This is a genomic window from Paenibacillus sp. EB106-04-04-XG159, assembly GCF_058791835.1.
In genome coordinates, this window is the sequence record NZ_JBYTDY010000007.1 from 141,970 (window position 1) to 165,528 (window position 23,559).

The window sequence follows — 23,559 nt, forward strand, 5'->3', positions numbered from 1 at the left end:
GATGAACACGGTAAAGGAGCGGCGTAAAAGCTACCTGATGTTCCGTTGGAAAGAATACGGCGTCGGATATTTGTTTATGCTGCCTTGGATCATCGGTTTCTCCTTGTTTGTCGCTTTCCCCGTCGGTTGGTCGTTGTATAACAGCTTCAACAAAATATTAATCACGAGCGGCGGCTTTCAATACAAGTGGGTCGGTCTGGACAATTATAAACAAATGCTGATCGTAGACAACGCCTATCCGATCATCTTAATCAGTTATTTTCAAGAAATGATTGTGATCATTCCGCTCATACTCATATTTTCATTTTTCGTAGCGTTAATGCTGAATCAGAAGTTTCCCGGTCGCGGGTTTATGCGGGCTGTATTCTTTCTTCCGGTCATATTTGCAACTGGTCAGGTACTAATGGAGCTGTTCACGCAAGGCGCCGGAGAGCTGCCTTTTATTAAGGAATATAAGATTAATGAGTTTGTAGAACAGATGTTCTCCGGCGGACTCGCGACTACGATCATCAATATTCTAAGCAGAGCAGTTATCATACTATGGTATTCCGGTGTACAGATCCTTATCTTTATAGCCGGCTTTCAGACGATTCCCAAGTCACTATATGAAGCGATTCGTGTAGACGGCGCTTCTCCGTGGGAAAGCTTCTGGAAGATTACATTTCCGAGTATGGTGCCTTTCATCGGACTGAACTCGATCTTCACTATTGTTGACTTGTTTACATTTCCGTTCAATCCCGTGATGGAAATCGTCGGGCGAAATATGTTTAGTCCGGGCACGGGCTATGGTTATGCAAGCGCAATGGCATGGCTGTATTTCGCTATCATCATGCTGCTGCTTGGAGTTGCTCTGGCGATTACCTACAGGGCAACCAAGAGAAACGGGGGATTGCGATGAAGCTGGCTGAGAGCTACCGGCAGATGAGGTTGGAAGTATCACAATTCTTCTCCAGCCGCCATACACAGAAGGTGAAGAAGCTTGTGCTGGGTCAACATATGAACGATGGCATGCTCGCCAAGCTCATCATTATCGTATTATTGGGCGTCATCGCCTTCTTGTATTTGAAGCCCGTTATATATATGGTCTCGACCAGCTTGAAGAGTGTGTCTGACTTAATCGATCCAACCGTCGGTGTTATACCGCGAGTGGTACACTTTAAGAATTATATAGAAGGCTGGTTCGGGCTTCGCTATCCCGAAGCCTTCATGAATACACTGATCATCTCCTTAGTTGGATCGATCTTGCAGGTGTTTTCCTGCGCAATTACCGGCTATGCGCTTGCGAGATTGAAGTTCCCAGGGAAGAATCTGTTTTTCTTCCTCATACTGGTGACCTTCCTGGTTCCTCCTCAAATAACGCTAGTTCCGCTGTATATGGTATACAGCAAGTTAGGCTTATTGAATACGCCGTTTGTCTTTCTCATCCCCGCGCTGTTCGCTCAGGGAATGCGCGGCGCGTTATTCATTATCATCTTCCGCCAATTCTTCTTATCGCAGCCTAAGGCTTTGGAAGAAGCGGCCAAGATGGATGGCGCTTCTGTGTTTCGCTTGTTCTTCCGAATTATGCTTCCGCTTGCAAGTTCGGCTTGTCTCGTCGTATTCCTGTTCTCATTTATCTGGTATTGGAACATGTACTACGAGCCGTCGATGTTTCTAAGCAAAGACTTTATACCGTTGTCGTTGCGATTAAGCTCATTTGAAGCTGAGTTAATGGGGAATTGGGCTGTCAATTTCGACACGGCTGTAGGAAAAGACCCAGTATCAGAAGGTCCGAAGATGGCGGCGGCATTCCTGATTATATTGCCTCCATTAGTTGTGTATCTCATCGCGCAGCGTTGGTTTACGGAAGGAATCGAGCGTACAGGAATGGTTGATTAAGTGTATACAGAATGAAGGAGGCCTGCAATGAACATTGCGGTGGTTGGATTAGTCCATGAAACCAACACGTTCGCTCCCGGTAGGACGGAACTGCAAGCATTTCAATCCGAATGGGTAGAAGGCACTGACGCCTTCCTGTCACGTTATGCGGGTACCCGAACTTCAATGGGGGGCGTCATCGACACAGCTTCTACTAATGGATTGGAATTGTCAGTCGGCTTCTACACCACGACGACTCCAAGCGGAATGATAGCGTCTGAAACGGCTGAAGCATTAATTCAACGTGTCGTGGAATCAGTAGATGAAGCTGTAGACGGGTTCCTCGTGATCCTTCACGGCGCCATGGCTGCTGATGGAATCACGGATATGGAAGGAGAATTGCTCCGTCGCATTCGAGCGAAGGTAGGCAAACGAAGACCCATAGCCTGCACATTGGATCTGCACGCTAATATTAGCTTGGATATGGTTGAACTGTCTGACATTCTAGTCGGTTACGATACGTACCCGCATGTCGATGTGTATGAACGAGCAGTAGAAGCTGTCCAACTGCTCGTTCGAGTAATACGTGGTGAGATCGCACCGGTACGAGCGTACTCACGTCCGAATATGCTTGTTGTTCCGCAGATGATGTTGACGGAAGAGCCTGGCCCCATGCAAGAAATGATGGAGCGGGCTCATGCCATCGAACGGGAACGCTCCGTCCTTAATGTGACGATTGCCGGAGGCTTCCCATATAGTGACGTGCCGGAAGCGGGAGTCTCAGTCGTGGTGACAACAGACGGAGATCGGGAACTGGCGGATCGATATGCGGAGCAGCTGAGCCAGATGTTCTGGGAGCGGAGGGAGCGCTTCAGGTATAGTGCTCACGATCCGCAAACTGCGGTTGCAATGGCCTTCGCTGAGTCGGAAGTGCCCGTCATTCTCGTAGAAGGCTCAGACAATGTAGGCGGTGGCGCACCCGCAGACGCTACTCATGTCCTGTCTCGATTGATCAATCCGCCTAAGAAGAGTCTGATCGTCATTTGCGATGAAGCTGCTGTTCGAGCTGCGCATCTCTTAGGTGTAGGCGGACAGTTTCAGGAGCGTATAGGCGGTAAGTGCGATGCACTTCATGGGCCTCCAGTCGAGGTATCAGGCAGAGTTAAGCTCTTAAGCGATGGTGAGTACACCCATATCGGTGCATATATGACAGGTCAGCGTGCATATATGGGTAAGACTGCTGTTATTGAAGCTGGAAATCTGACAGTGGTTTTAACCGAGCTTAGAACGCCGCCGTGGGATCCGGGTCACCTAAGCTCTATCGGAATACGCGCGCAGGACTATCATACGATTGTGGTGAAAGCAGCGATTGCATGGAAGACCGCCTTTGGCTCCATATGCAAGGCGATCATTCCAGTAGATTCGCCAGGCTGCTGCGGTTCTGATCTATTGGCACTGTCATACGATCAATTACGCCGACCTATATTTCCATTCGATCTCTAACAGTTCTTCATTCGAAGCTTCATACCGAGTTTCGAACATAGCATAAGGAGGCAAAGAATAGTGTCAACTTATCAAGCTTCTATAGATAAATATGCTGAAGCGCAAGCTTATGTAGCCGGTGGAGTGGCCAGCTCGCTGCGCGCATCCATGAAGCCGGTTCCGATCTACGTGGAATCTGCTAAGGGAGCTAAGCTCCGCGATATAGACGGCAACGAATACGTCGACTATATGCTGGCTTACGGACCGCTAATATTAGGGCATGCGCATGAAGGCTTGACTGCCTCTATCACTGCAGCTATGAGGAACGGCTATACCTACGGATTGCAGCATGGGGGAGAGATCGAGCTTGCTAAGCAATTAATTGGAGTTCTACCATGTGCGGATAAAGTAGCCTTCAGCGGCTCTGGTACAGAAGCAGTCATGCTGGCGCTTCGATTGGCGCGCGCGTACACAGGCAAACGCAGAATCGTGCGTTTTCACGGCCACTATCACGGCTGGTCTGATTCCATCTATACATCATTTCCCGGAGCAGGCATCATACAGACCGGAGATGTGAAGGGGTCAGGTGCTGTACTTCCAGGAACGATGGGGCAAAGCAGCAGCAGCTTAGAAGATATAATCTTGCTTCCGTGGAATGACCCCGATGCGCTAGAAGCTGCACTGAGATCGAACGCTGATGAGATTGCCGCGGTGATATCAGAGCCTGTCATGTGCAATTCGGGCTGCTTAATGCCTAAGCCCGGCTATCTGGAGCAGATGCGCCGATTGACGGAAGAGCTTGGCATCGTGCTTATACTTGATGAGGTGATTACGGGCTTCCGTCTCGGGTTAGGAGGAGCGCATGGAAGATTCGGCATCAAGCCGGATCTCATTACGATCGGTAAAGCGATGGGTGGAGGAATCGCGATCAGTGCTGTTGCGGGACGCGCTGAACTGATGAAGCTGATCGATGATGGACGAGTGAGTCATCTCGGCACGTTGAACGGCAACTGCGTTGCGACTTCTGCGGCCCTTGCGACGATATCGGAATTGGCTAAGGATAACGGCGCCGCATTCAAGGTTATGGAGGAGTTATTCGTTACATTGGCGAATGGGATACGCGATAGCCTAGAGAAGCACGGAATTATGGGCGTCGTCAACCAAGCAGGACCTGTAATGCACATGATGTTCACAGAAGCAGATCAAGTCAACGATTTTGAAACATTCAACAATAGAGATGCAGGGCTGTATGCTCGATTTGCCGAGCTCATGCTTGGAGAAGGAGTGCTGCTGCGTATGAACGGATTATGGTATATCTCAACTGCGCACACTCATGCCGACATCAATCAGACTCTTCAAGCGATTGACCGTGTGTTGGGTCGATTGAACGGATAAGCGGAGGTGGAGGATGCAAGTGGCAAAGTATCAATATACCTGTAAAAGAGTTGAGCTTCTTCCTGATCATAGAAACGGTATACCTTGGGATGAGATGGAGGAAATGATGCTTGTTGAGACCGCTTCCGGCGCACCTGCCCGAATGTCAACAGCAGCTAGGGCATGCTGGACTTCGGAGCATGTATGTTTCTTATTCCGCTGCGAGGACGATTATATCGTCTCGAATTATCTCAACCGGGACGATCCGTTATATGATGAGGATGTCGTAGAGATCTTCATCGATGAAGCAGGTGATGGAAGACGTTACATCGAGCTTGAGGTAAGCCCGAAGCTTGTTGTATTTGACGCGGTCATTGAAAATAATCTGTCTGGACTTATCAAGCTTGATATAGCTTGGAATATTGATGGCTTGCTCACGAATGTGTATCGGTTGAAAGATTCCATGTATTCATTTGAATATGAAATTATGATTCCGCATCATGCCTTCTCGAGCACAATCTCGGCCGGGAAGCAGTGGAGAGTTAATCTGTATCGAATCGATGAGCAGGAAGATGGTACTCGAGAGTTTTTGGCATGGTCGCCCACGAAAGCGATCGACTTTCATAAGTCAGATTACTTTGGATATATGACTTTTGAAGAATAGAAACGTTAGATGCGGCTTAAGTGCATTTTATTGAAAATTACAATATTAGTTAGTTATACACATGCTCATATAGCGGAAGTATGTAATTGCTGATAGAATGATTATTGTATAGTCAATTATTATCCAAAAGTACTATATTCATGTAACTATGGAAGAAGAGGAAGGATTCCATATGGAACAACCATCACCTAAAGTTAAATCTGCCGACCGAGTGTTGGACATCTTTGAATTGTTTACGGAAGAGAAGGATACCTTTACACTTACAGAGATTGCGAAGTCGTTAAATATGCCATCCAGCAGCACCTATCAAATCTTGCAAAATATGCTTAGTCGAGGTTATCTGGAGACGGATAGCTCCGGCAAAAACTTTCAGCTGGGCAATAAAATATTTGAGATTAGAGTGAAGCATCGCCTCAATACGGACTTGACGAAGGAATTCTACCGGTCAGCTAGCAAGATTGCTGAGATCTTGAATGAGACTGTGTTTCTGAGCATTCGCAGTGGAGACAACAATGTATACATCGCGGAGAAGCAGATTGCGCAGCCATTGCGTTTCAACAACAATCTAGGATCTGTACTGCCCCTGCATGCGTCTGCCTCGGGAAAGATCTTGCTGTCTCGGCTGTCAGACGTTGAGTTTGACACTTTGTACCCTAACGAACAGCTGCTGACTTATACAAGTAAGACGATCTCGACTGTCTCAGCTCTGAAGGATGAGCTTATTAAAGTGCGCGCTGAGAATATCGCTTACAATTATGGTGAGTCAATTGAGGGTGTACATTGCATAGCTGGACCGATTATCGACATGGAAGGCAATGTGGTTGCTTCCGTGAGTGTGTCGATTCCACAAGCCCGTATAACCGAGATGTTATGGGAGAATGCTCTCCAAAGCATTGTGAACGCATGCAGCGAGATAAGCAACCGTTTGTATTTGCAAAACTAAGCTATGATGTGGAAACGATCGTGATCAGTGCAGGCTGAGAGCGGTCGTTTTTTTATGTAAATCACCACCCGTGCACGCACTTCATTTCACAGATAAGAAAAAGATAATCATATATGAAAATTCAATTGACTATATATGGCATTAAAGATAGAATTTGCTTAACGATAGCTAAGTTGGAGGGGTATAGATGACTTCTAATCTGCTTGCCGCGATTCCTGAGCATATCACGCGTTTTGTACAGCTGCCTAATGAAAAAGGGCATAACGCGGTATGGGACTTTGTACGTTCGCCTGATGATCGCTTCTACATTAGTGTATGCGGAGAGAATGAGAAACCGTTAACTGCATTGCTGTACGAATATTACCCAACAACCGGCGAACTTAGACTGATAGTTGATGTTGAAAAGGCTTGGATCGTTGATACAGAGCAGATGCCCCCTAGCAAGATCCATACAAGCATCGACTTCCTTCCAGATGGAAGATTGATCATGGCGACGCATAATACAGCCCCTGCTCCAGGGCATAAACAGTGGATGTTCGAGCAGTATTATGAGCATCCGTGGGAAGGCTATCCCGGTTCCATTCTTATGATCGTTAATCCGGATACGAATGTAGTAGAGACTAGAGGCATTCCAGTTCCTAGGGAGAGCATATATGGCGGCATGTTGGGCAATGATCCACGATACTACTATTTTCTAGGCTATATGAGAGGCCATCTATATCGATTGGATCTGCATACCAATGAAGTGAAGGATTACGGTAAGCTGTCTGAATTCTCCTCCTGCCGCTTGATCAAGGATGATCGTGGACGTTTCTACGGAAGCTCTTATACGGGCGGGATCTGGAGATTCGACCCTGAGACAGAGACGGTAACCGATCTAAAGGTCAACTTCTATTCGCCGCATGGTCATAGACATCGAAGACAGTTTATATTTGGACTTCATACTCCTCGCGGCAGCTTGCTTATGGTTGATAACGTAGATTGTGAAATGATAGAGATTCATACCGAGACGTTAGAAGTAACTCGACATGGCCATATCCACCTGCCGGAGCAGATTCCGGTGGAACCTTATGGTATCGGAGGGTTGGCGGCTGATGACCAGTTTGTGCTGTATTACGGTCTCAAGACGAATGACGGCTATAGCCCGATCCGATTGGTCAGATGGGACTTTCTGAATGGAGGGAAGCCGGAGAACCTAGGCCTGGTAGCGCCGAACGGGAAGGATTCACAATACATTTGCGAAATGATCTTTGACCGTGAAGGCTGGCTTCATATGGTGGATGTATGCGGTGAATTCTCGCCTTATATTCTCGCTGTTGATGTGAATAGGCTGGAACCACCAGGACCTGATGCTCCATCGGCACCGCTTAGACCTTATTATGAACCAAGCTACAACGGTGTTGGCGTTCCTGCATATATGCATATCGTTGCGAACAAGACACGCACACTGCCGCTGCATCAGCATATGGATTGGCGGGATACAGCAGTCAGCCATGTACGGGCTATCAATGGCAAGGTTTATTGTATAAGTGGAAAAGACCGTGTGCTGCTGACTGAATCCGATTATAAAGCTTGTTCCGATGGTAAGCTCTTAGACATGACAACGGTGTATCAAGGTGGATCGCCCATATCCTGTATCGACGTAAATAATCAATCAATCGCTGTTCTAACAAGTGATCGTCACATCTTAATCGTCGATCTATTGTCAGGCAGCTGTTCGAAATGCATTCCGTTGCCTGCGGAAATCGAGCTGGCAAAGCTGCAGTTGCAACTAGATTCAGGAGAAATTCTGGCTAGCAGTACAGATAAAGCTCTACATCAAATAGATTACATGATAGGCAATGGAGGCTGTCATGTTCGAACGTTGCATAACATAGCGCTGCATACAGCAGATTCATTCGTGATTCCGCTGAGCAATCGCAGCCTGCTGTTATCCGGATGCAATGATGACATACTGCACTACGATATGGACACAGAGTGTAGTGATCAACTTGAAGCGAAATCTTCATCGATTCGGGGAAGATCGTTTAAGGCCACGATTACAGGCGGTGCCGTATTGGCGGATGGAACGGTTGTAGCAGGCACATCCGACGGCATGCTGTTTACGCTATCTCCGGATCTAAGTAGACGGCGATCATACGGCAGACTGTACTCCAGCGGACAACTGCGAAACTTCATCAAGCTGAATGATCGAGAAGTCGCAGGCGTATATGGGGGGATTCGAGATGCAGGGCACGTCTTCCACTATGAGAGCGACAGCGGCTTTGTTGATCTAGGAAGACCTCGCGTATTGAAAGATAATGGCGAGCTGTCTGCTATCGATGCGGAGTGGGCGAACATTCATTATATATCCAGCATCGCATACTCTCCAGACGATGATTCCCTGCATATTGCTTCAGGTGAGGAGTACGGCAGCGTGGTCCGTTTTACGGGTGTGCGAGTTCAGGGAGCAGGTTCCACAGCTGGCACGGGTGACGAAGTTGTCGAGAGCGTGACAAGAGCACAAGATCCTAAATAAACTTAGGAGCTGAGCAGATTGAATTCACACGAGATGATGCGATCCGCATATCGCAGGATCGAAGAGACCTATGATATCGTCGTTTGCGGCGGCGGGCTTGCTGGTTTATGCGCGGCTGTTGCCGCCGCGCGGCATGGTGCCAAGGTGTGCCTTGTACAGGATCGTCCAGTATTCGGCGGCAACAGTTCTTCGGAGATTCGTGTGCCTCCGCAAGGAGCGGCAAGCTCTCATGCCTATGCGCGGGAAACCGGTATTATATCTGAGCTGCTTATTGAGGAGCGTGCGCGAAACCATGAGGATCCGACAGGTGATAATGGTTGGATCAACAGTGTCTGGGACATGGTGCAGTATGAGATGGCAATGGCTACTGCGAATTTGACTTTTCGGCTGAATACCCCAGTTAAAGGTGTGCTAATGAAGGATGAACAGACGGTCGATGCCGTTGTCGCCCAAGTTCATCATGCAGAAACGGAGCTCATCCTGCGAGCTCATACGTTCATCGACTGTACAGGCGATGGCATTGTCGCGGCGTTTGCCGGATGTGAGTGGCGTATGGGTTCAGAAGGACGAGATGAATACAACGAGCCGCATGCGCCGTTACAAGCTAGTGATGCGGTTATGGGCAACTCCATCCATTTCAAGGCGAAGGATATGGGACGCCCTGTCCCCTTTACAGCGCCTGATTGGGCGGTAAAGTATGAGAATCCAGATTTCTTCTACAAGCAGGGCCGCTGGCCGGGCGATACAAAGAGCGGCTATTGGTGGATCGAGCTATCTGTCCCTTGGCACACGATATACGATAATGAGGAGCTCCGTCATGAGCTGACCAGACATGTGATGGGGATCTGGGATTGGATTAAAAATGGTGACAGCGAGTTCAGGGATATATCGGCGAACTATGCGCTGGACTGGATCGGGCAGGTGCCCGGTAAGCGCGAAAGCCGCCGCATCGTAGGCGAATACTGGATGACCGAGCATGATCCGCTGGAGAAAACGGTGTTTCCAGATGAGATCGCCTATGGCGGATGGTTTGTCGATCTGCACGAGCCGGGCGGTTTGCTGGCTCCATTCAGTGAGAGAACGACTAAGGAAGGGCATGACAGCAGCTACGGCGCTAGAACCTACGTCGGCCCGTATGGCATCCCGCTTCGCATATTGATCGCGAAGGGAATGAACAACGTGATGATGGCTGGGCGGAATGTCAGTGTGACGCACGCTGCCCTCGGCACTGTGCGGATTCAAGGCACTACGGCTCTGATGGGGCAGGCGGCGGGAACAGCGGCTGCTATCACGATTCGGGATGGACTACTGTCGGTAAGACAAGTGCCAGAGTTAGCTGTCCATGAAGTTCAACAAGCCCTGCTTCGTGACGGGTGCTTTCTACTTAATGCGCGTAACGAGGATCCAGGAGATCTAGCTAGATTGGCTGCTGTATATGCGAGCAGCGAGGCTAAGCTGTCGGGCGCAGAGCCATTGCTTCAAGCTGTGTCGGGAATCGATGAAGCGTTGGCCAAAAGGCGAGGACAATGGATCGCTGTCGGCGCCGATCGCATCGATAAGCTCTCGTTCTGCCTGAGCAACTTGTCCGACGATGTTCAGACGGTTGAAGCTCGCCTCTATGCCGTTGAGCATATATGGGATTACCGCATAGAGCCGGGGGAAGCTCTGGCAACAGCAGAACTTGCGGTCGGTCCCGGTCATCAGCAATGGATCGATTGGACGACGGATCTGGATGTATCTGAGCTAAAAGGTCGTTACATCCGCTTAGATCTGCTGGCTAATCCGCATGTATGCTGGCACGCCGCTGACAAGGTGGTTCCTGGACATGTCAGCGCATATGATCTTCAGAACGGACAGATGCGTAAATACGGAAACGGACTAACCATGAGCTTTCGCATCTCCCCGGAACAAGCCTGCTATGGTGCTAATCAGGTGCTAAGCGGTGTCACGCGGCCATATCGCAGCACCAATCAATGGCGCTCGGACCCCGTTGAGTCAATGCCTCAGTGGATCGAGTTTATCTGGACGGAACCCGTTCAAATCAGCACCATTGAGCTGACCTTCCCTGGATATATCCTTCGCGATTATCGCAGCTATCCAGCCTTCTACCGCGATCCGGAGTGTCCGCGAGATATAAGAGTAGAAGCGCTTATACAAGGTCAATGGCTTGAGATCGGCAGTATAGGTGACAATTATCAGCGAAAGGCCGCGATTCGACTGGAGCAGCCTATTCAGACAGATCGAGTGCGACTGACGGTGCTCGCCACGAACGGCGATGCCTCAGCATCACTGTACGAGGTCCGAATCTACTCCACATAGACGCGTAACTTTGCATCTAAGACTTGAACTTTCAGCCGTAAATGAATCTTATTGATTCGTAATCTAATGATAAAAGGTGATTGGATGCAAGTGCTGAATAACAAGGTTATATTGGTCACTGGCGGATTAGGCAATCTGGGACGATCCGCGATCAAGATGTTTTTGGATAGAGGCGCTATCGTGTACGCTTGCGATCGCATCCCGATCGATACGTTTCCAGAGCTCCAGCAGCTGCTAGATCAGTACGGAGAGACGAGATTTCGCTTCAAGCAGGCGGATGTGTGCGAAGAGAGGGATATGATCTCCATAGTTGAAGAGATTGAAAGCGCTTATGGAAGACTGGACGGGACTTATCATACCGTTCATACGAATGTATGGAAGCCCGTATTGGAGCTAACGATGGAGGAGTGGGACGCTACGATTCGCGGAACGCTGACAAGCACATTCGTCGTGAACAAATATGCGTTGCCGTTAATGATCAAGACTGGCGGCGGATCTATCGTCAACACGTCTTCTATCCTCGGACAGATCCCTTCAAAGGGCTGCCTAGCGTACGGAGCCGGCAAGGCTGGCATTAACCAATTTACCAAAGTACTTGCTCTAGACTATGCCCAATTCGGAATAAGAGCTAACGTGCTCGTGCCCGGTGATTTTAGATCAGTAGAGAGCTTAGCCGTTCAGTCGGAGCAAGAAAAGGCAGCCATGAAGAACAATTCCATGCTCGGACGAAGTGCGAGCGCAGATGAAATCAATGAAATGGCCTGCTTCTTGTTCTCGGATGCCTCCTCCTATGCGACAGGTGCATTATTCACAGTGGACGGAGGGTTCCATCTATGAAGAATTATCTCATGCACCTTTGTACCCGTGAAGAAATTGCAGAACGTGCGGCCCAAGGTTGCGCTGCTGTGATTCCGCTTGCGGCGACTGAGCAACATGGTCCACATCTTCCTGTGTACACGGACAGTCTGATCTGCGAGCATATCATTCATCGCGCTGGTGAACAGGCCGCACGTGAAGTTCCTATCCTGATCGCACCGGTGCTTCCAATCGGCTGCTCCCAGCATCACTTATCTTATGGCGGTACCATCTCGTTCACATCCTCCACCTATATGCGAGTACTGAAGGATATCGGAGAAAGCTTAGTGCAGGACGGCTTCCGCAAGATCATCTTCGTTAACGCGCATGGCGGCAATGATCCGATCATGACTCAAACCGCCAATGATCTCGCTGTCGCACATCCCATCTGGACGGCATCTGCTTCTTATTGGAGCGTTGCAGGTGAAGCATTGCGTTCGATCAACGCGCGTGAAGTAGGGATGGTGCCTGGGCATGCGGGCGGGTTTGAAACGTCAGTGATCCTGGCCATTCGGCCAGAACTCGTTAGAGCGGATCGGATCGAAGATGAGCATATTAGCCGGGAGTGGATCAACGCAGGACCGTCAGGTTCATTTATCGGCAGGCATGGTGAGCTGACGGGCTATGACGGATTCACGGACTCCGCACGTCCTGCCAGCGCAGAGCGAGGAAGAATCTATCTGGACACCATTATTGCAAGCTTATCAGACTGGCTGATTCATACGGTTCATGCCATGAACAAAGGGGAGCAGAGCAGATGACCGAGCTTAACTTGAAGGGCAGTTCGAACGATCCGAACCATAAGCGAGTTGCGGCTATTGTAACGGAATACCGCTATAATTCGCATGCCGACGTTATCTTAGGACGGTTGCTGGGCGACTTCGATTATGAGCCACAGATTGAAGTCGTCTCGATCTACACCGATCAAGTACCTTCTAGCGACATGAGCCGAGAAGCGGCCTCCAGGTTGGGAATACCGATCTATTCAACTATTCGGGAAGCGATTCGCAATGAGCAGGGAACCGGCCCAATCGACGGAGTTATCATTATCGGTGAGCATGGAGACTACCCATTTAATGAAAAGGGACAGATGATGTATCCGAGACGGCGTATGCTCGAAGAAACGCTTATCGCGTTGGATGAGCTGCAACTAACAGTGCCGATATTCTCAGATAAGCATCTTTCATACGATTATCAAGATGCTGTATGGATGTATACGCAATTGAAAAGTCGAGGTATTCCGTTTATGGGGGGTTCATCGATACCGAATACCGAAATAGTACCTCCACTTGATTCGAATAAGCTGCACTCCGTAACCGAAATACTGGTCGTCAGTCATTCGACGTTACTGGAAGCCTATGGATTTCACGCCTTGGAAGTATTGCAATCGCTGGCAGAGCAAAGAGAAGGCGGAGAGTCCGGGGTACAATCAGTACAATTCATGCAGGGCCCTGAAGTATGGGATAGCATGGATCGCCAGGAATGGCCGGAGGACTTAATGCTTCAAACGTTGCAACTATTCCCGAATCTTCCTGCTATTCACCCGCGTTTGCTTGATTCCAACCCAATTCTTATGGTCATCCATTATGAAGATGGCTTAAAGGGCTATGTGATACAGTTTGAAAAGCTAGTTGAACAGTGGGCGGCATGTTTCCGCACGAAGCAAGGTGAGTCAAGTGCTGTTCTCTATAACAGCGAGTTAGATCGTCCATTTGTTCATTTTGAGCATTTTACCAAGAAGATTGAGGATTTAATGATGTCAGGTGTGCCGCCGATCCCAATAGAACGTACACTGATGACGACAGCTCTAACCTGCGCGGTGGTTGATGCCGCTTATTACGGACCGAGTTATCAGTCGGAGAAGATAGATATTGTATATAGGCCGAATTCGTGAGCAGGGAATGAGGAATTAAACATTTATTTAATGGCATTAAAGATAGTGTGGTGGACACACAGGCCGCTATTTTAGCCATAGTGGGCTATTTCGATTGCTTAGCGGACCGTGGTTCCGCTATTTACACCTTTTTCGCTGGAAATGGTACGTTTCATAGCGAATAACGTCTCCTGTGTCCGCGAGATACGCGAAACACAGCGTTTTCGCAGAAATAAGGGCTGTACGGTCCGCTTCGCGTCGCTCGCGAATCCAAAAAGTCCTATCCCACACGACCTTGATCGTTGGGAGAGGACTTTTTTCATAACACGAATTCAAGTGGAGTTTCCATCCTTGATGACGTAAATGTTGACCTAGATTCGGATCATGATGCAGAAATAATATGGATGATAGATACGTTATATTGGCCTTAAGATAACACGTGCAAACACGTATATTCCTAGCACGTGTTATTTGCTTGCTTGTTTATGTGATATATTGGAGATGGTCACCTAGCCTACTATTGCATTAGGAGTGAGAAGATGAGAAATCAAAAGCCTGTTGAGAAGGAACAATCGCTTGGCCATATTGTGAAGGTTCAGCAAGTCATCGACTTCATCGTCCTCGCTGAGCTGCAGAAAGGCAGACGCTATGGAAAGCAAATCGATCAAGTCATCATTCAAACGCTAAGTGGAGTCGGTGTGAACGATTCTTATCTAGCGAAGCGCTTAAAGGTGCTTGCAGAGAAGGGGCATGCCACTAGTCAATGGGAAGATGATAACCGATATAATCGATACTATGAAATTACGGACTCTGGTAGAGAGTATTTCAATCAGCTGCTGCGAGATTTACCGGAGAAAGTAGAAATTGCTCTGAATGTGTACAGATTGTTTGATAAGGCATTGAAAAAATATGACATGTAGATTAACTTTATATTAATATCTCGCATTACTGTAATTGATAAAGTGGTAAATGATCATACATAAATAGGTTAAATCTCAAAACTACCAAGGATAGGACTGTGGTAAAGTGGAAAACGTTGCAGATCTTAAGAAGCATGACACCGAGTTAATAGAAGCATTCGCGAAAGTAGCGCCATACTTGAACAAATTAATGCATGACGATATATCTGTCAGTGTATACAACACGGAGAGACTGATGATCTCAGTTCCAGCTAAGACATTCTCTCTGAATCTTAAGCCTGAAGAACCGCTGTTGGAAGGAGATATTCTGACAGATGCCATTCGCAATAATAAAGAAATATCGGGTATAGTCCCGAAGGAATTATTCGGTGTACCATTTGCTTCGCGGGTCATACCTGTTCATAATCAGCACGGTGAAGTTATTGGCGGTGTCGGTGTAGGGTCGAGCTTAGAGAAGGCGAATGAGCTCTACCATGTCGCAGAAGATTTATCCGCTATCGTGGAAGAAACCGCTGCTTCTTTCTCCTCGATCACGAACTCTGTCATGGTGCTGGCTAGTCGATTAGAAGAAGTATCTAACTATATGAATGATGTGAGCTCTGGCGCGCAGGAGATCGGGAAGATATCGAGCGTTGTTAAGGAAGTCTCCGAACAGAGCAATCTGCTAGGATTGAACGCAGCGATAGAAGCTGCGCGTGCAGGTGATGCGGGCCGCGGCTTCGGAGTTGTGGCCGATGAGATCCGTAAGTTAGCAACCTATTCGAAGAATAATGCAATTCAGATTGATGACATTACGAAGAATATGCAGATTGCGATCCGCAATCTGCAGCAAGCGTTCCAAGGAATTCATGATTACACCAACAATCAAGTCGCTTCAATTCGAGAACTGTCTGCAACCGTACAACATATTAATCGGAACACGCAGCAGCTGTCGGAGATGGCGGAGAAGAATCTGATAATCGAATAGTTATTTAACGGGCGTACCATTACATGCAGCAGCTTATTTACTCTTTTTACTTAAGGAGTTGAAGGCTGCTGTTTTAGTATGTTCGACCCTATTATAGTTACAACAAGGAGCCAAAAATATGAAGCTATTATAGGTAGAAGATGAATATCCAATCGTTGAAGAAGTAAAGCCTTTCCTGGAGCAGGAAGGGTGTCAGGTTACACATGTAGTCAATTCTGATGAAGCATTATCCGTGCTTGAACATGAAAGGTTTGATTTATTGCTTATCGATTGGATGCTTCCTGGCATGTCAGGTACTGACTTATGTAAAGCAGTACAGCGTAAGTGGAGTACACCTGTCATAATGCTAACCGCTAAATCCGATGAATGGCATAAGGTGGTTGCGCTTGAGATCGGTGCAGATGATTATATGATTAAGCCATTTGGAATGAGAGAATTACTTGCAAGGATTAAAGCAGTTCTGCGAAGATCAAGAGCCAACATCATCGCTGAAGATCGACAAGTTCTACAATTCGGAGCATTAACAATCGATATTTTACGCCATGAAGTACAAAAGAACGGCATATCACTCTCCCTGACTCCAACAGAGTTTGAGATTCTAGCTGCCTTATCTCTTCAACCTGGGCGGGTATTTACAAGGTTACAGCTGTTAGATCAAGCGCTAGGAGACGCTTACTATGGATTTGAACGCACCATTGATTCGCATATTCGCAATTTGAGACGTAAGGTAGAGGATGATCACGTTAATCCGCAATATATCGTTACTGTGTACGGAGTCGGCTATAAATTTGGAGGAGGAAGTCCATAAACATGTGGTCAATCGTACGTAAGAAGCGCTCTTTCTTAACGGCACTGCTATCAGCTATTGCGTGTTTATTAATCGTTTATGGTCTTACTGCATGGATTCAACAGCAGGCTAATCAGGAGTATAAACTGAAGAATCATATCCAAATAGACGCCTTACTAAGCTCCTACTACGAGCTATACGGGGATTGGGATTTGGCTATTAACAAGCTTCAATCATCCAAGCTGTTACAAGATCATGATCTGCGCATATGGTCACCATCCAATCAACTCCTTTGGTCTTCCAATCAGGATGATATTAGGTCAGGTAATACTCAGTTGCATAACAAAGATAGTAGTAATCGTCATCTTATCTTACTTAATGGACAAGTAATTGGATCTTACGATGGTTCTTTCGATGAAGAAGGCTATACATTATCTTATTCCATACTTCTCCCTTTCACAATTGGTCTGATCGTGTTCATCATCATCTACACCATATTATCCAAGCAAGAGAACAATCAAGCGAAATTAGTTAAGCGAATAGCCAGCTTGCTTGATCATCTTGAACCGTCCTTTCAGGAAGAAAGTCCGTATTCAGATCCGGATATCTTACAAGTGGAAATGAAAATTAATCAGATTGCTCAGCAGCTGTATCGACTAGAAACCATTCGAAAATCAATGGTAGCGGATATAGCACATGAATTGCGAACTCCATTGGCTGTCATGCGAGCTAAACTTGATAATTCACTGCACAATCAAACCGCGCTGGAACTTTCTCAAGTTTCACTGCTTCAGGATGAAATATATCGCATGAGCAAGCTCCTTGGTGATCTTCAACAGCTATCATTAGCTGAATCAGGGCGCCTAATCTTATATAAGTCTTGGTTTTCATTACAAAGTACGCTTGAAGAATTGACTGCATTATTAGCGATGGATTCAGAGGAATCCGGGATTACCTTGAATTTGCATGCTGATGATACTTTTCATGTGTACGCGGACGAAGACCGACTTAAGCAAGTGCTGGTCAATATTATTGGAAACGCGCTGAGATACGCCCGCTCCACGGTATATATCACCGTTGCTTTTGAGTCTGCTAATTGTATTGTTACCGTATCAGATGATGGTGTAGGGATCGAGCATGAAGAAATCCCTAATTTATTCGAACGTTTCTATAGGGGGACAGTTCATCGGCGAGTAAGATCAAGCAGTACTTCATCTGGCTTGGGCTTAGGGCTTCCGATCGCGAAGCAGCTAATGGAAGCTCATAATGGAACAATAGATGTAACCAGCAGATGGCAGCAAGGAACCACTTTTCGAATTGCATTTCCAATCTATAACGAAGCCTCATATTCTGCACAACATCTGCACATTTCCTCCATTACCTCTAAATATTGATTTGTTACATTGATGCTAATAATCGGAGAAAAAAGGTAGGAAGATGATTCGAGCACACCAGCTTACCAAAATATTCGGCACCGGCGAATCCATGGTCCGAGCATTGAAGGAAATTGATATCGTCATTGAGAAAGGAGAAATGGTTAGCATTGTTGGCCCGTCTGGATGCGGAAAAACGACGCTTCTCCATGTTCTATCCGGAATTGATGATCCTACAGAAGGAAAAGTGATCATCGATGAGTTTGATCTATACGCTGCAAAAGAGCGTGAACGTTCCTCATTTCGGTTAACTCAAATGGGCTTTGTGTTTCAATCATTTCATCTAGTTCCTGTATTAACAGCTCTTGAAAATGTGGCACTTCCTCTCATTGGACAAGGCCTATCTACCAAGATTGCAAATGAAAAAGCACGTACAGCATTATCGCAAGTCGGTCTAGAACAAAAGGTTCATTCTCGACCTGCTCAATTATCGGGAGGTCAAAATCAGCGTATAGCTATTGCCCGTGCGATAGTTTCAAATCCAGCTGTGATCTGGGCGGATGAGCCCACCGGTTCATTAGACAGTCATACTTCTCAGCAAATTGTCGGCCTACTTCGTCACATCAATGAGACAATGGGAACGACGATTGTTCTGGTTACACACGATATTAGCCTTTCCAAGCAAACCGACCGCATTATCTACATGGAGAACGGACGAATCGTCAAGATGGATGCAGATAACGGCTTAGATCGATTTCCTTCAGCAAAGCTGGTGAGTGAATGAGAAGTATATGGTCCTCAAGCATCTATTGGAGATTAGCTTGGCGAAACCTAAAGTCTCAACGCGGACAGACCGTGCTAACGATTGTAGGCGGCTGTATCGGAGCCGCTCTCATCATAGCATCTACTATATTTTTTCAATCGTTTGATGAGAGTGGAAACCGCTGGTTTGAGAAGCATTACGGTCCAATTGAATGGGAGCTGCGTCCTCCTGACAACCAATCCTACTTCAGTGCTGAACAACTACCTTCGATTGAACAATCTCTACAGATCCAAAACCTAAAGCATTTATCAGCTGTTACATTCGAGACGCGTGTCAGTAAAGTAGACGGTGAACTTCAAGCTGTTCGAACAGGAATGCGATATCTGGGCATTGGTGTCGACTTTACTCAAGCGTCGCTATTTGATCCGGATAATCAATTATGGGATCAATCGCTCTCACCTGATCAGATTATTCTGTCTGAAGCAATAGCTAAACCGCTTGATATTAACGAAGGCGATACCGTAGCGTTAACAGGTACTCAAGGTGAAGAGCGCTTGTTTCAGGTGAAACAAATAGTAGAGGAAGAAGGAATCTCAGGTTATCGAGGGAGTACTTCATTAGAAGGAACATTAATCATGGGGATTGATAACGCCAGGCTTGTTGCGGGATTACCGGAACATTTATTCACTTCAATATTTACTGGAATGTCCGATCATTCCTATAGAGGGACTAAGCCTCCACATTTTCCTAGCCCTTCGCCATTGTTTGAAGTAAGGGAGCTGAAACAATCCGATTACAATCAAGTCCAACAAATGAAAAAGAGGCATGGATTTACTTTTGTTCTTTGCAGCGTGACTGCAATTATGGCCGGGCTCTTGCTGTTGGCGCAAATTCTCTTTATGCTGGCGGATTCTCGTAGAGAAACAATGGGAATACTGAGAGCTTTAGGATATCGACGCAGGCAAACTCAAGCTATATTTTTTATTGAGGCCTTGTTAATCAATCTGCTGAGTACAGGTGTAGGTATAGGGCTGGGGATACCTCTTGGCTACGGGATTATCAAATTGTTTGGATTGTTGAATCGAGACCTCATATTTGCGTATAGTGCCAATACGGTTCCGATCGTGCCCTACATTTCACTAGGAGGCATCTTATTTACAGGGATAATCATAATTTGTCTATTAATGTTTACTTCTTTCATATCTTGTTACAAGCTGGGAAATATGCATATTGTATCTGCATTACGAGGGGACAGCAATCCGATTGAACCGCGAAGCGCTATCAGGTCTAAAGTGATTCGAATATGCTTAATCATCTGTTCAGTGGTCATTCTAGCGATACACTTCATTCAACTCGTAACGGGACAGGGGATTGAGATCTTGATAGATGAAGGTAATTCATCTTGGATATCATCTACAGCAGTACTAGCCTTGTGGTTTATGTCGTCCATCGCGTCTCTATATCTGGTAGTGCAGATGCTGCCGTTTCTTCAGAAGCTGTTAAAACCATTATTGAATCAACTAGGGATAGGAGAAGCTGCTCAAATGGTTGCTTTTCGCTATCCTGCTGGAAACTATCGCCGTACATTTGTCGTAACCCTATTGTTTAGCTGTTGCTTCATGCTATTAACATTTGTCATCATCATTACTCAGCATTATTATCGGAATATCGAGCAGAAGCCTTATTCGGTTCTCGGATATCCCGCTTATATCAAATACGAATCGGAAAGCGAGAAGCAACAGATACTGCCCATTCTTAATCAAAATTCCGAACTAGGGGAGATTGTACGTAACTCCACCATTATGGAACCTTATATGATCCGGACTGCTTCAGATGGAGCGCTTGCTCCAATGAATCAATTGAATGTAACGATTCCAGGAGATGAACAAATGAGCAGCGACATGATCAAGCTCTCTGAGCGCCATGACGATTATGCATCGGATCTGGAAGCTTGGAAAGCGGTCAAGAGCAATCCTCAATATGTCATTCTGGATAAGAAATTCAGCTATGCTCCGGAAGAGTGGCCTTCTACATACCGAATGGACAAGATGCTACTACGTCCATTAAAAGTGGGAGATCAGCTGAAATTGGATATCTATGAAAAGCCAGCTGAACCGAATACACCTGCTTTTGGTAAGGAACCACAAGTTGTAAGTACGATAGATATCCAGATTATCGGCTTTGCGGATACAACTACTGGCTTGGAATTCTATAATGTGATGTTTGTTAATCCACATCTATATAACGAGCTGAGAGAGCAAGGATATCGCTGGGAATCGACTCCTGAAAAAGGTTATCTGATGCTGCCACTGATGTCCAATGACACGAGCTATCTACGCAGCGTGGAAGAACATGTTGTCAGTCTAGGTATCAATGGGTTCTCGGCTCCTGGAATCTCAGAAGCTTCAGAGGATATCAGCCTTATTCAGATGCTATGGGTGTTTAATGGATTCATGATAGTGGCTATGGGTATCGGACTAGCAGGCTTGGCCATCCTTCAGCTGCGTGCTTTGCAAGAACGGTTGAAAACGATCGCCATGATGCGCTGCATTGGCCTCAGTAGACGGATCGTTCGTCAAATGCTTCTTCTGGAAGGAACCATGATAGGTTGGATTGGTTTACTTAATGGCTGCTTGTTCGGCACTATCGGTGGATATGCAATTGTTGAATTGCTCGAGTCTACCAAAAAGCCAACAGAACCTGCTCTATCCTTTGTATATCCTTGGGAGTATATTATACCTATTGTATGCATACTGATGCTCTTGACTCTTCTGCTTCATATTGGTCCATCAAGACGAATTCTTCGCCTATCGCCTAGTGATGCGATCCGTTTATCAGATGAGTAGTCGGCAATTGTATTCTGTGAAATAATCAATTAGGCTGTTTCTAGCATCATGCGGAACAGCCTTCCTTATTGGGGAGGATATGAGGATGGACGTAACCAACAAGAAATCCGTTATTCGGTCTGTTCAATCGGTATTAGCAGCAGATCTCAGCTGTTCGACAAATGATCTACTGTCTGATCATGGAACTGTGCATCGAGCAAAACAACATAATGGAGGCTTTCGTTTCCCATATCGAGAGCAATCTCTATCGATCGTGACTCTAGGAAAAGGAGTAGTTATCTCATGCAACAAAGAAAGAATGGCTTGGGCTCAACATGAACTAGGTCAGATATCGCGAGATCAGCTATTTTCGGTACATACGATGGGTCGAATAGACAACTATTTGCGACAGAACAACCAATATCTCGCTGGTCCTGATCTAAAATATGTATATACGATTGAGGATCTTTGTGATATTAATATTCCTCGAGATGTTACTATCACAATGCATGATCACCATACGTTATCCTGCCTATATGCACATAAGCAATTTCAACATGCTCTCACCTTTAACCCGAACAGCGATCGTCCTGATATGTTAGCAGCTGTTGCTGAATATAAGGGAGCGATCGTAGGCATAGCAGGGGCATCCGCAGATTGTGATACCATGTGGCAAATCGGGGTGGATGTACTTCCAGCTTATCAAGGCTTAGGAATCGGAAAAGCAATCGTTGGTCGTCTAACTCAAGCCATTTTAGAAGAGGGCATTATCCCTTATTATTCAACCTCATTACATAATCTGCAATCAAGACAGTTAGCCGTCAGCTTAGGCTATTGGCCTGCGTGGATGCAACTGTATGCTCGCTATTTTGAGTAATCGATTTATCGGAGGACTTTCAACATGGAACATTCGATTAAGGCAATCTTCAATGATGAGGTCGCTGTAACAGCCGCTGCTAGATATGGAACGAGCATGGAAGAACTACAATTCGTTGGAGGCTTTCAAAATTTTATATACGAATATCAGCTTAACAACAAGTCTTACATCTTAAGATTCACGCCTAGTGCTCATCGATCCTCTAATCTAGTTCAAGCCGAATTAGATTGGATTCTCTACTTAGCAAGAAACGGAATAGCAGTATCTGAACCGATCTGTTCATTCGATGGCAGGCTTGCTGAAGTGATCGAAGCACAAGGTATGTACTTTACAGCCGTTTCTTTCGTAAAAGCACAAGGAAGCAAGATTGGTTATCCCGAATGCCTTCAGGACGATATGCTCTATTCCAGACTAGGGCAAATAACAGGGAGAATACATGCTCTATCCAGTCACTATCAACCTAATGATAATGCAATAAGAAGGCATGATTGGAGTCAAAACTATTATTTGCAAAATATAAGCATTCTTCCGGTTTCGCAAACAAGAATCATAGAGCGCTGCTATGAGCTAGTGAACGAGCTTCAGCAATTGCCACAGGATACTGCGTCATATGGCCTTATCCATGGAGATATCAATGTCGGGAATTTCTGTGTCGATGGGCAGGGGAAGATCACATTGTTTGATTTTGATGAGGCGCAGTATAGCTGGTTTGTAGAAGATATCGCCATACAACTATATTATCTTGTTTACGTATATGGCGGCGATGAGGGAAGAGCGAGTAGGAAAGAACAAGCTTTGCGTTTCATGAAGCATTTCATGGAGGGCTATCGCATGGAGTATTCTTTAGACGACTATTGGTTACAACAGATTCCTCTATTCCTGCAGTTAAGGGAGTTAATCGTTTATATCGGAGCCTTCCGCAACTATAACGGCGATGAAACCTTCAGCAGTTCAGACAATCAATGGTTTAAGGATTGGATAGCTGAGTCTCGATACAGGCTGGAGAACGGAATCCCGATCGTTGACATCTGGACTTAATCTTTGTTGAAAGTTATATAAGAAGAGCATGGTTTGAACCATAGCGGATCAGTCCATGCTCTCGAATTCTAAGTAAGCTATATATTGTGAACTTCAATCTTCGCCAATTCGATCTTTCTCCTCT

General features: G+C 46.3%; 19 protein-coding genes and 1 pseudogene. All 20 read left to right on the forward strand.

Going from position 1 to position 23,559, the window contains the following annotated elements; translation table 11 throughout:
- The first annotated feature begins 1 nt into the window (after window position 1).
- The 20 genes and pseudogenes from AC3WTP_RS10810 to AC3WTP_RS10905 all read left to right on the forward strand — a co-directional run bounded on the left by AC3WTP_RS10810 (window position 2) and on the right by AC3WTP_RS10905 (window position 23,435).
- A complete protein-coding gene (locus AC3WTP_RS10810; protein ID WP_492394615.1) occupies window positions 2-898 on the forward strand; it encodes a carbohydrate ABC transporter permease in 897 nt (298 codons plus the stop codon).
- The gene (locus AC3WTP_RS10815) at window positions 895-1,878 is read left to right on the forward strand and encodes a carbohydrate ABC transporter permease (RefSeq protein WP_492394616.1); all 984 of its coding nucleotides are present in this window, start codon (window positions 895-897) and stop codon (window positions 1,876-1,878) included. The genes AC3WTP_RS10810 and AC3WTP_RS10815 overlap by 4 nt, the downstream gene beginning before the upstream one ends.
- A 27-nt stretch (window positions 1,879-1,905) precedes the next feature.
- The gene (locus AC3WTP_RS10820; protein ID WP_492394617.1) at window positions 1,906-3,360 is read left to right on the forward strand and encodes a M81 family metallopeptidase; all 1,455 of its coding nucleotides are present in this window, start codon (window positions 1,906-1,908) and stop codon (window positions 3,358-3,360) included.
- 60 nt (window positions 3,361-3,420) lie between these two features.
- Window positions 3,421-4,734 carry an aspartate aminotransferase family protein gene (locus AC3WTP_RS10825; RefSeq protein ID WP_492394618.1) on the forward strand — a complete coding sequence of 438 codons (1,314 nt, stop codon included), beginning with the start codon at window positions 3,421-3,423 and terminating at the stop codon, window positions 4,732-4,734.
- Window positions 4,735-4,753: 19 nt separating this feature from the next.
- The gene (locus tag AC3WTP_RS10830; protein ID WP_492394619.1) at window positions 4,754-5,377 is read left to right on the forward strand and encodes a carbohydrate-binding family 9-like protein; all 624 of its coding nucleotides are present in this window, start codon (window positions 4,754-4,756) and stop codon (window positions 5,375-5,377) included.
- Between the two features lie 172 nt (window positions 5,378-5,549).
- Window positions 5,550-6,320 (forward strand): IclR family transcriptional regulator, encoded by a 771-nt coding sequence (locus AC3WTP_RS10835; protein ID WP_492394620.1) that lies wholly within the window; start codon window positions 5,550-5,552, stop codon window positions 6,318-6,320.
- 187 nt (window positions 6,321-6,507) lie between these two features.
- Window positions 6,508-8,838, forward strand: coding sequence for an SMP-30/gluconolactonase/LRE family protein (locus tag AC3WTP_RS10840; RefSeq protein WP_492394621.1), 2,331 nt, complete (start codon window positions 6,508-6,510; stop codon window positions 8,836-8,838).
- 18 nt (window positions 8,839-8,856) lie between these two features.
- Window positions 8,857-11,157, forward strand: a complete 2,301-nt coding sequence (locus AC3WTP_RS10845) for an FAD-dependent oxidoreductase (RefSeq protein ID WP_492394622.1) — start codon at window positions 8,857-8,859, stop codon at window positions 11,155-11,157.
- Between the two features lie 90 nt (window positions 11,158-11,247).
- On the forward strand, window positions 11,248-11,994 hold the full coding sequence (locus tag AC3WTP_RS10850; protein ID WP_492394623.1) for an SDR family NAD(P)-dependent oxidoreductase: 747 nt from the start codon (window positions 11,248-11,250) through the stop codon (window positions 11,992-11,994).
- Window positions 11,991-12,773, forward strand: coding sequence for a creatininase family protein (locus AC3WTP_RS10855; protein WP_492394624.1), 783 nt, complete (start codon window positions 11,991-11,993; stop codon window positions 12,771-12,773). Before AC3WTP_RS10850 ends, AC3WTP_RS10855 begins: the two co-directional genes overlap by 4 nt.
- Window positions 12,770-13,906, forward strand: a complete 1,137-nt coding sequence (locus AC3WTP_RS10860) for a hypothetical protein (protein WP_492394625.1) — start codon at window positions 12,770-12,772, stop codon at window positions 13,904-13,906. Before AC3WTP_RS10855 ends, AC3WTP_RS10860 begins: the two co-directional genes overlap by 4 nt.
- A 518-nt stretch (window positions 13,907-14,424) precedes the next feature.
- Window positions 14,425-14,805 carry a PadR family transcriptional regulator gene (locus AC3WTP_RS10865; RefSeq protein WP_492394626.1) on the forward strand — a complete coding sequence of 127 codons (381 nt, stop codon included), beginning with the start codon at window positions 14,425-14,427 and terminating at the stop codon, window positions 14,803-14,805.
- 106 nt (window positions 14,806-14,911) lie between these two features.
- Window positions 14,912-15,772 carry a methyl-accepting chemotaxis protein gene (locus AC3WTP_RS10870; RefSeq protein ID WP_492394627.1) on the forward strand — a complete coding sequence of 287 codons (861 nt, stop codon included), beginning with the start codon at window positions 14,912-14,914 and terminating at the stop codon, window positions 15,770-15,772.
- 145 nt (window positions 15,773-15,917) lie between these two features.
- Window positions 15,918-16,214, forward strand: a pseudogene (locus AC3WTP_RS10875) (response regulator transcription factor); the annotation flags it as partial.
- Entirely contained in the window at window positions 16,200-16,580 is a 381-nt protein-coding gene (locus AC3WTP_RS10880; protein WP_492394716.1) for a winged helix-turn-helix domain-containing protein, read from the forward strand. The pseudogene AC3WTP_RS10875 and the gene AC3WTP_RS10880, both read left to right, overlap by 15 nt.
- 2 nt (window positions 16,581-16,582) lie before the next feature.
- Entirely contained in the window at window positions 16,583-17,953 is a 1,371-nt protein-coding gene (locus tag AC3WTP_RS10885; RefSeq protein ID WP_492394628.1) for a sensor histidine kinase, read from the forward strand.
- Window positions 17,954-17,996: 43 nt separating this feature from the next.
- Window positions 17,997-18,716 (forward strand): ABC transporter ATP-binding protein, encoded by a 720-nt coding sequence (locus AC3WTP_RS10890; RefSeq protein ID WP_492394629.1) that lies wholly within the window; start codon window positions 17,997-17,999, stop codon window positions 18,714-18,716.
- Window positions 18,713-21,541: an ABC transporter permease gene (locus AC3WTP_RS10895; RefSeq protein WP_492394630.1), complete on the forward strand. Its 2,829-nt coding sequence runs from the start codon at window positions 18,713-18,715 to the stop codon at window positions 21,539-21,541. Before AC3WTP_RS10890 ends, AC3WTP_RS10895 begins: the two co-directional genes overlap by 4 nt.
- A gap of 85 nt (window positions 21,542-21,626) precedes the next feature.
- Window positions 21,627-22,397 carry a GNAT family N-acetyltransferase gene (locus AC3WTP_RS10900; RefSeq protein WP_492394631.1) on the forward strand — a complete coding sequence of 257 codons (771 nt, stop codon included), beginning with the start codon at window positions 21,627-21,629 and terminating at the stop codon, window positions 22,395-22,397.
- Between the two features lie 24 nt (window positions 22,398-22,421).
- Complete coding sequence (locus AC3WTP_RS10905; protein ID WP_492394632.1) at window positions 22,422-23,435, forward strand: phosphotransferase enzyme family protein; 1,014 nt, start codon at window positions 22,422-22,424, stop codon at window positions 23,433-23,435.
- Window positions 23,436-23,559: the final 124 nt, after the last annotated feature.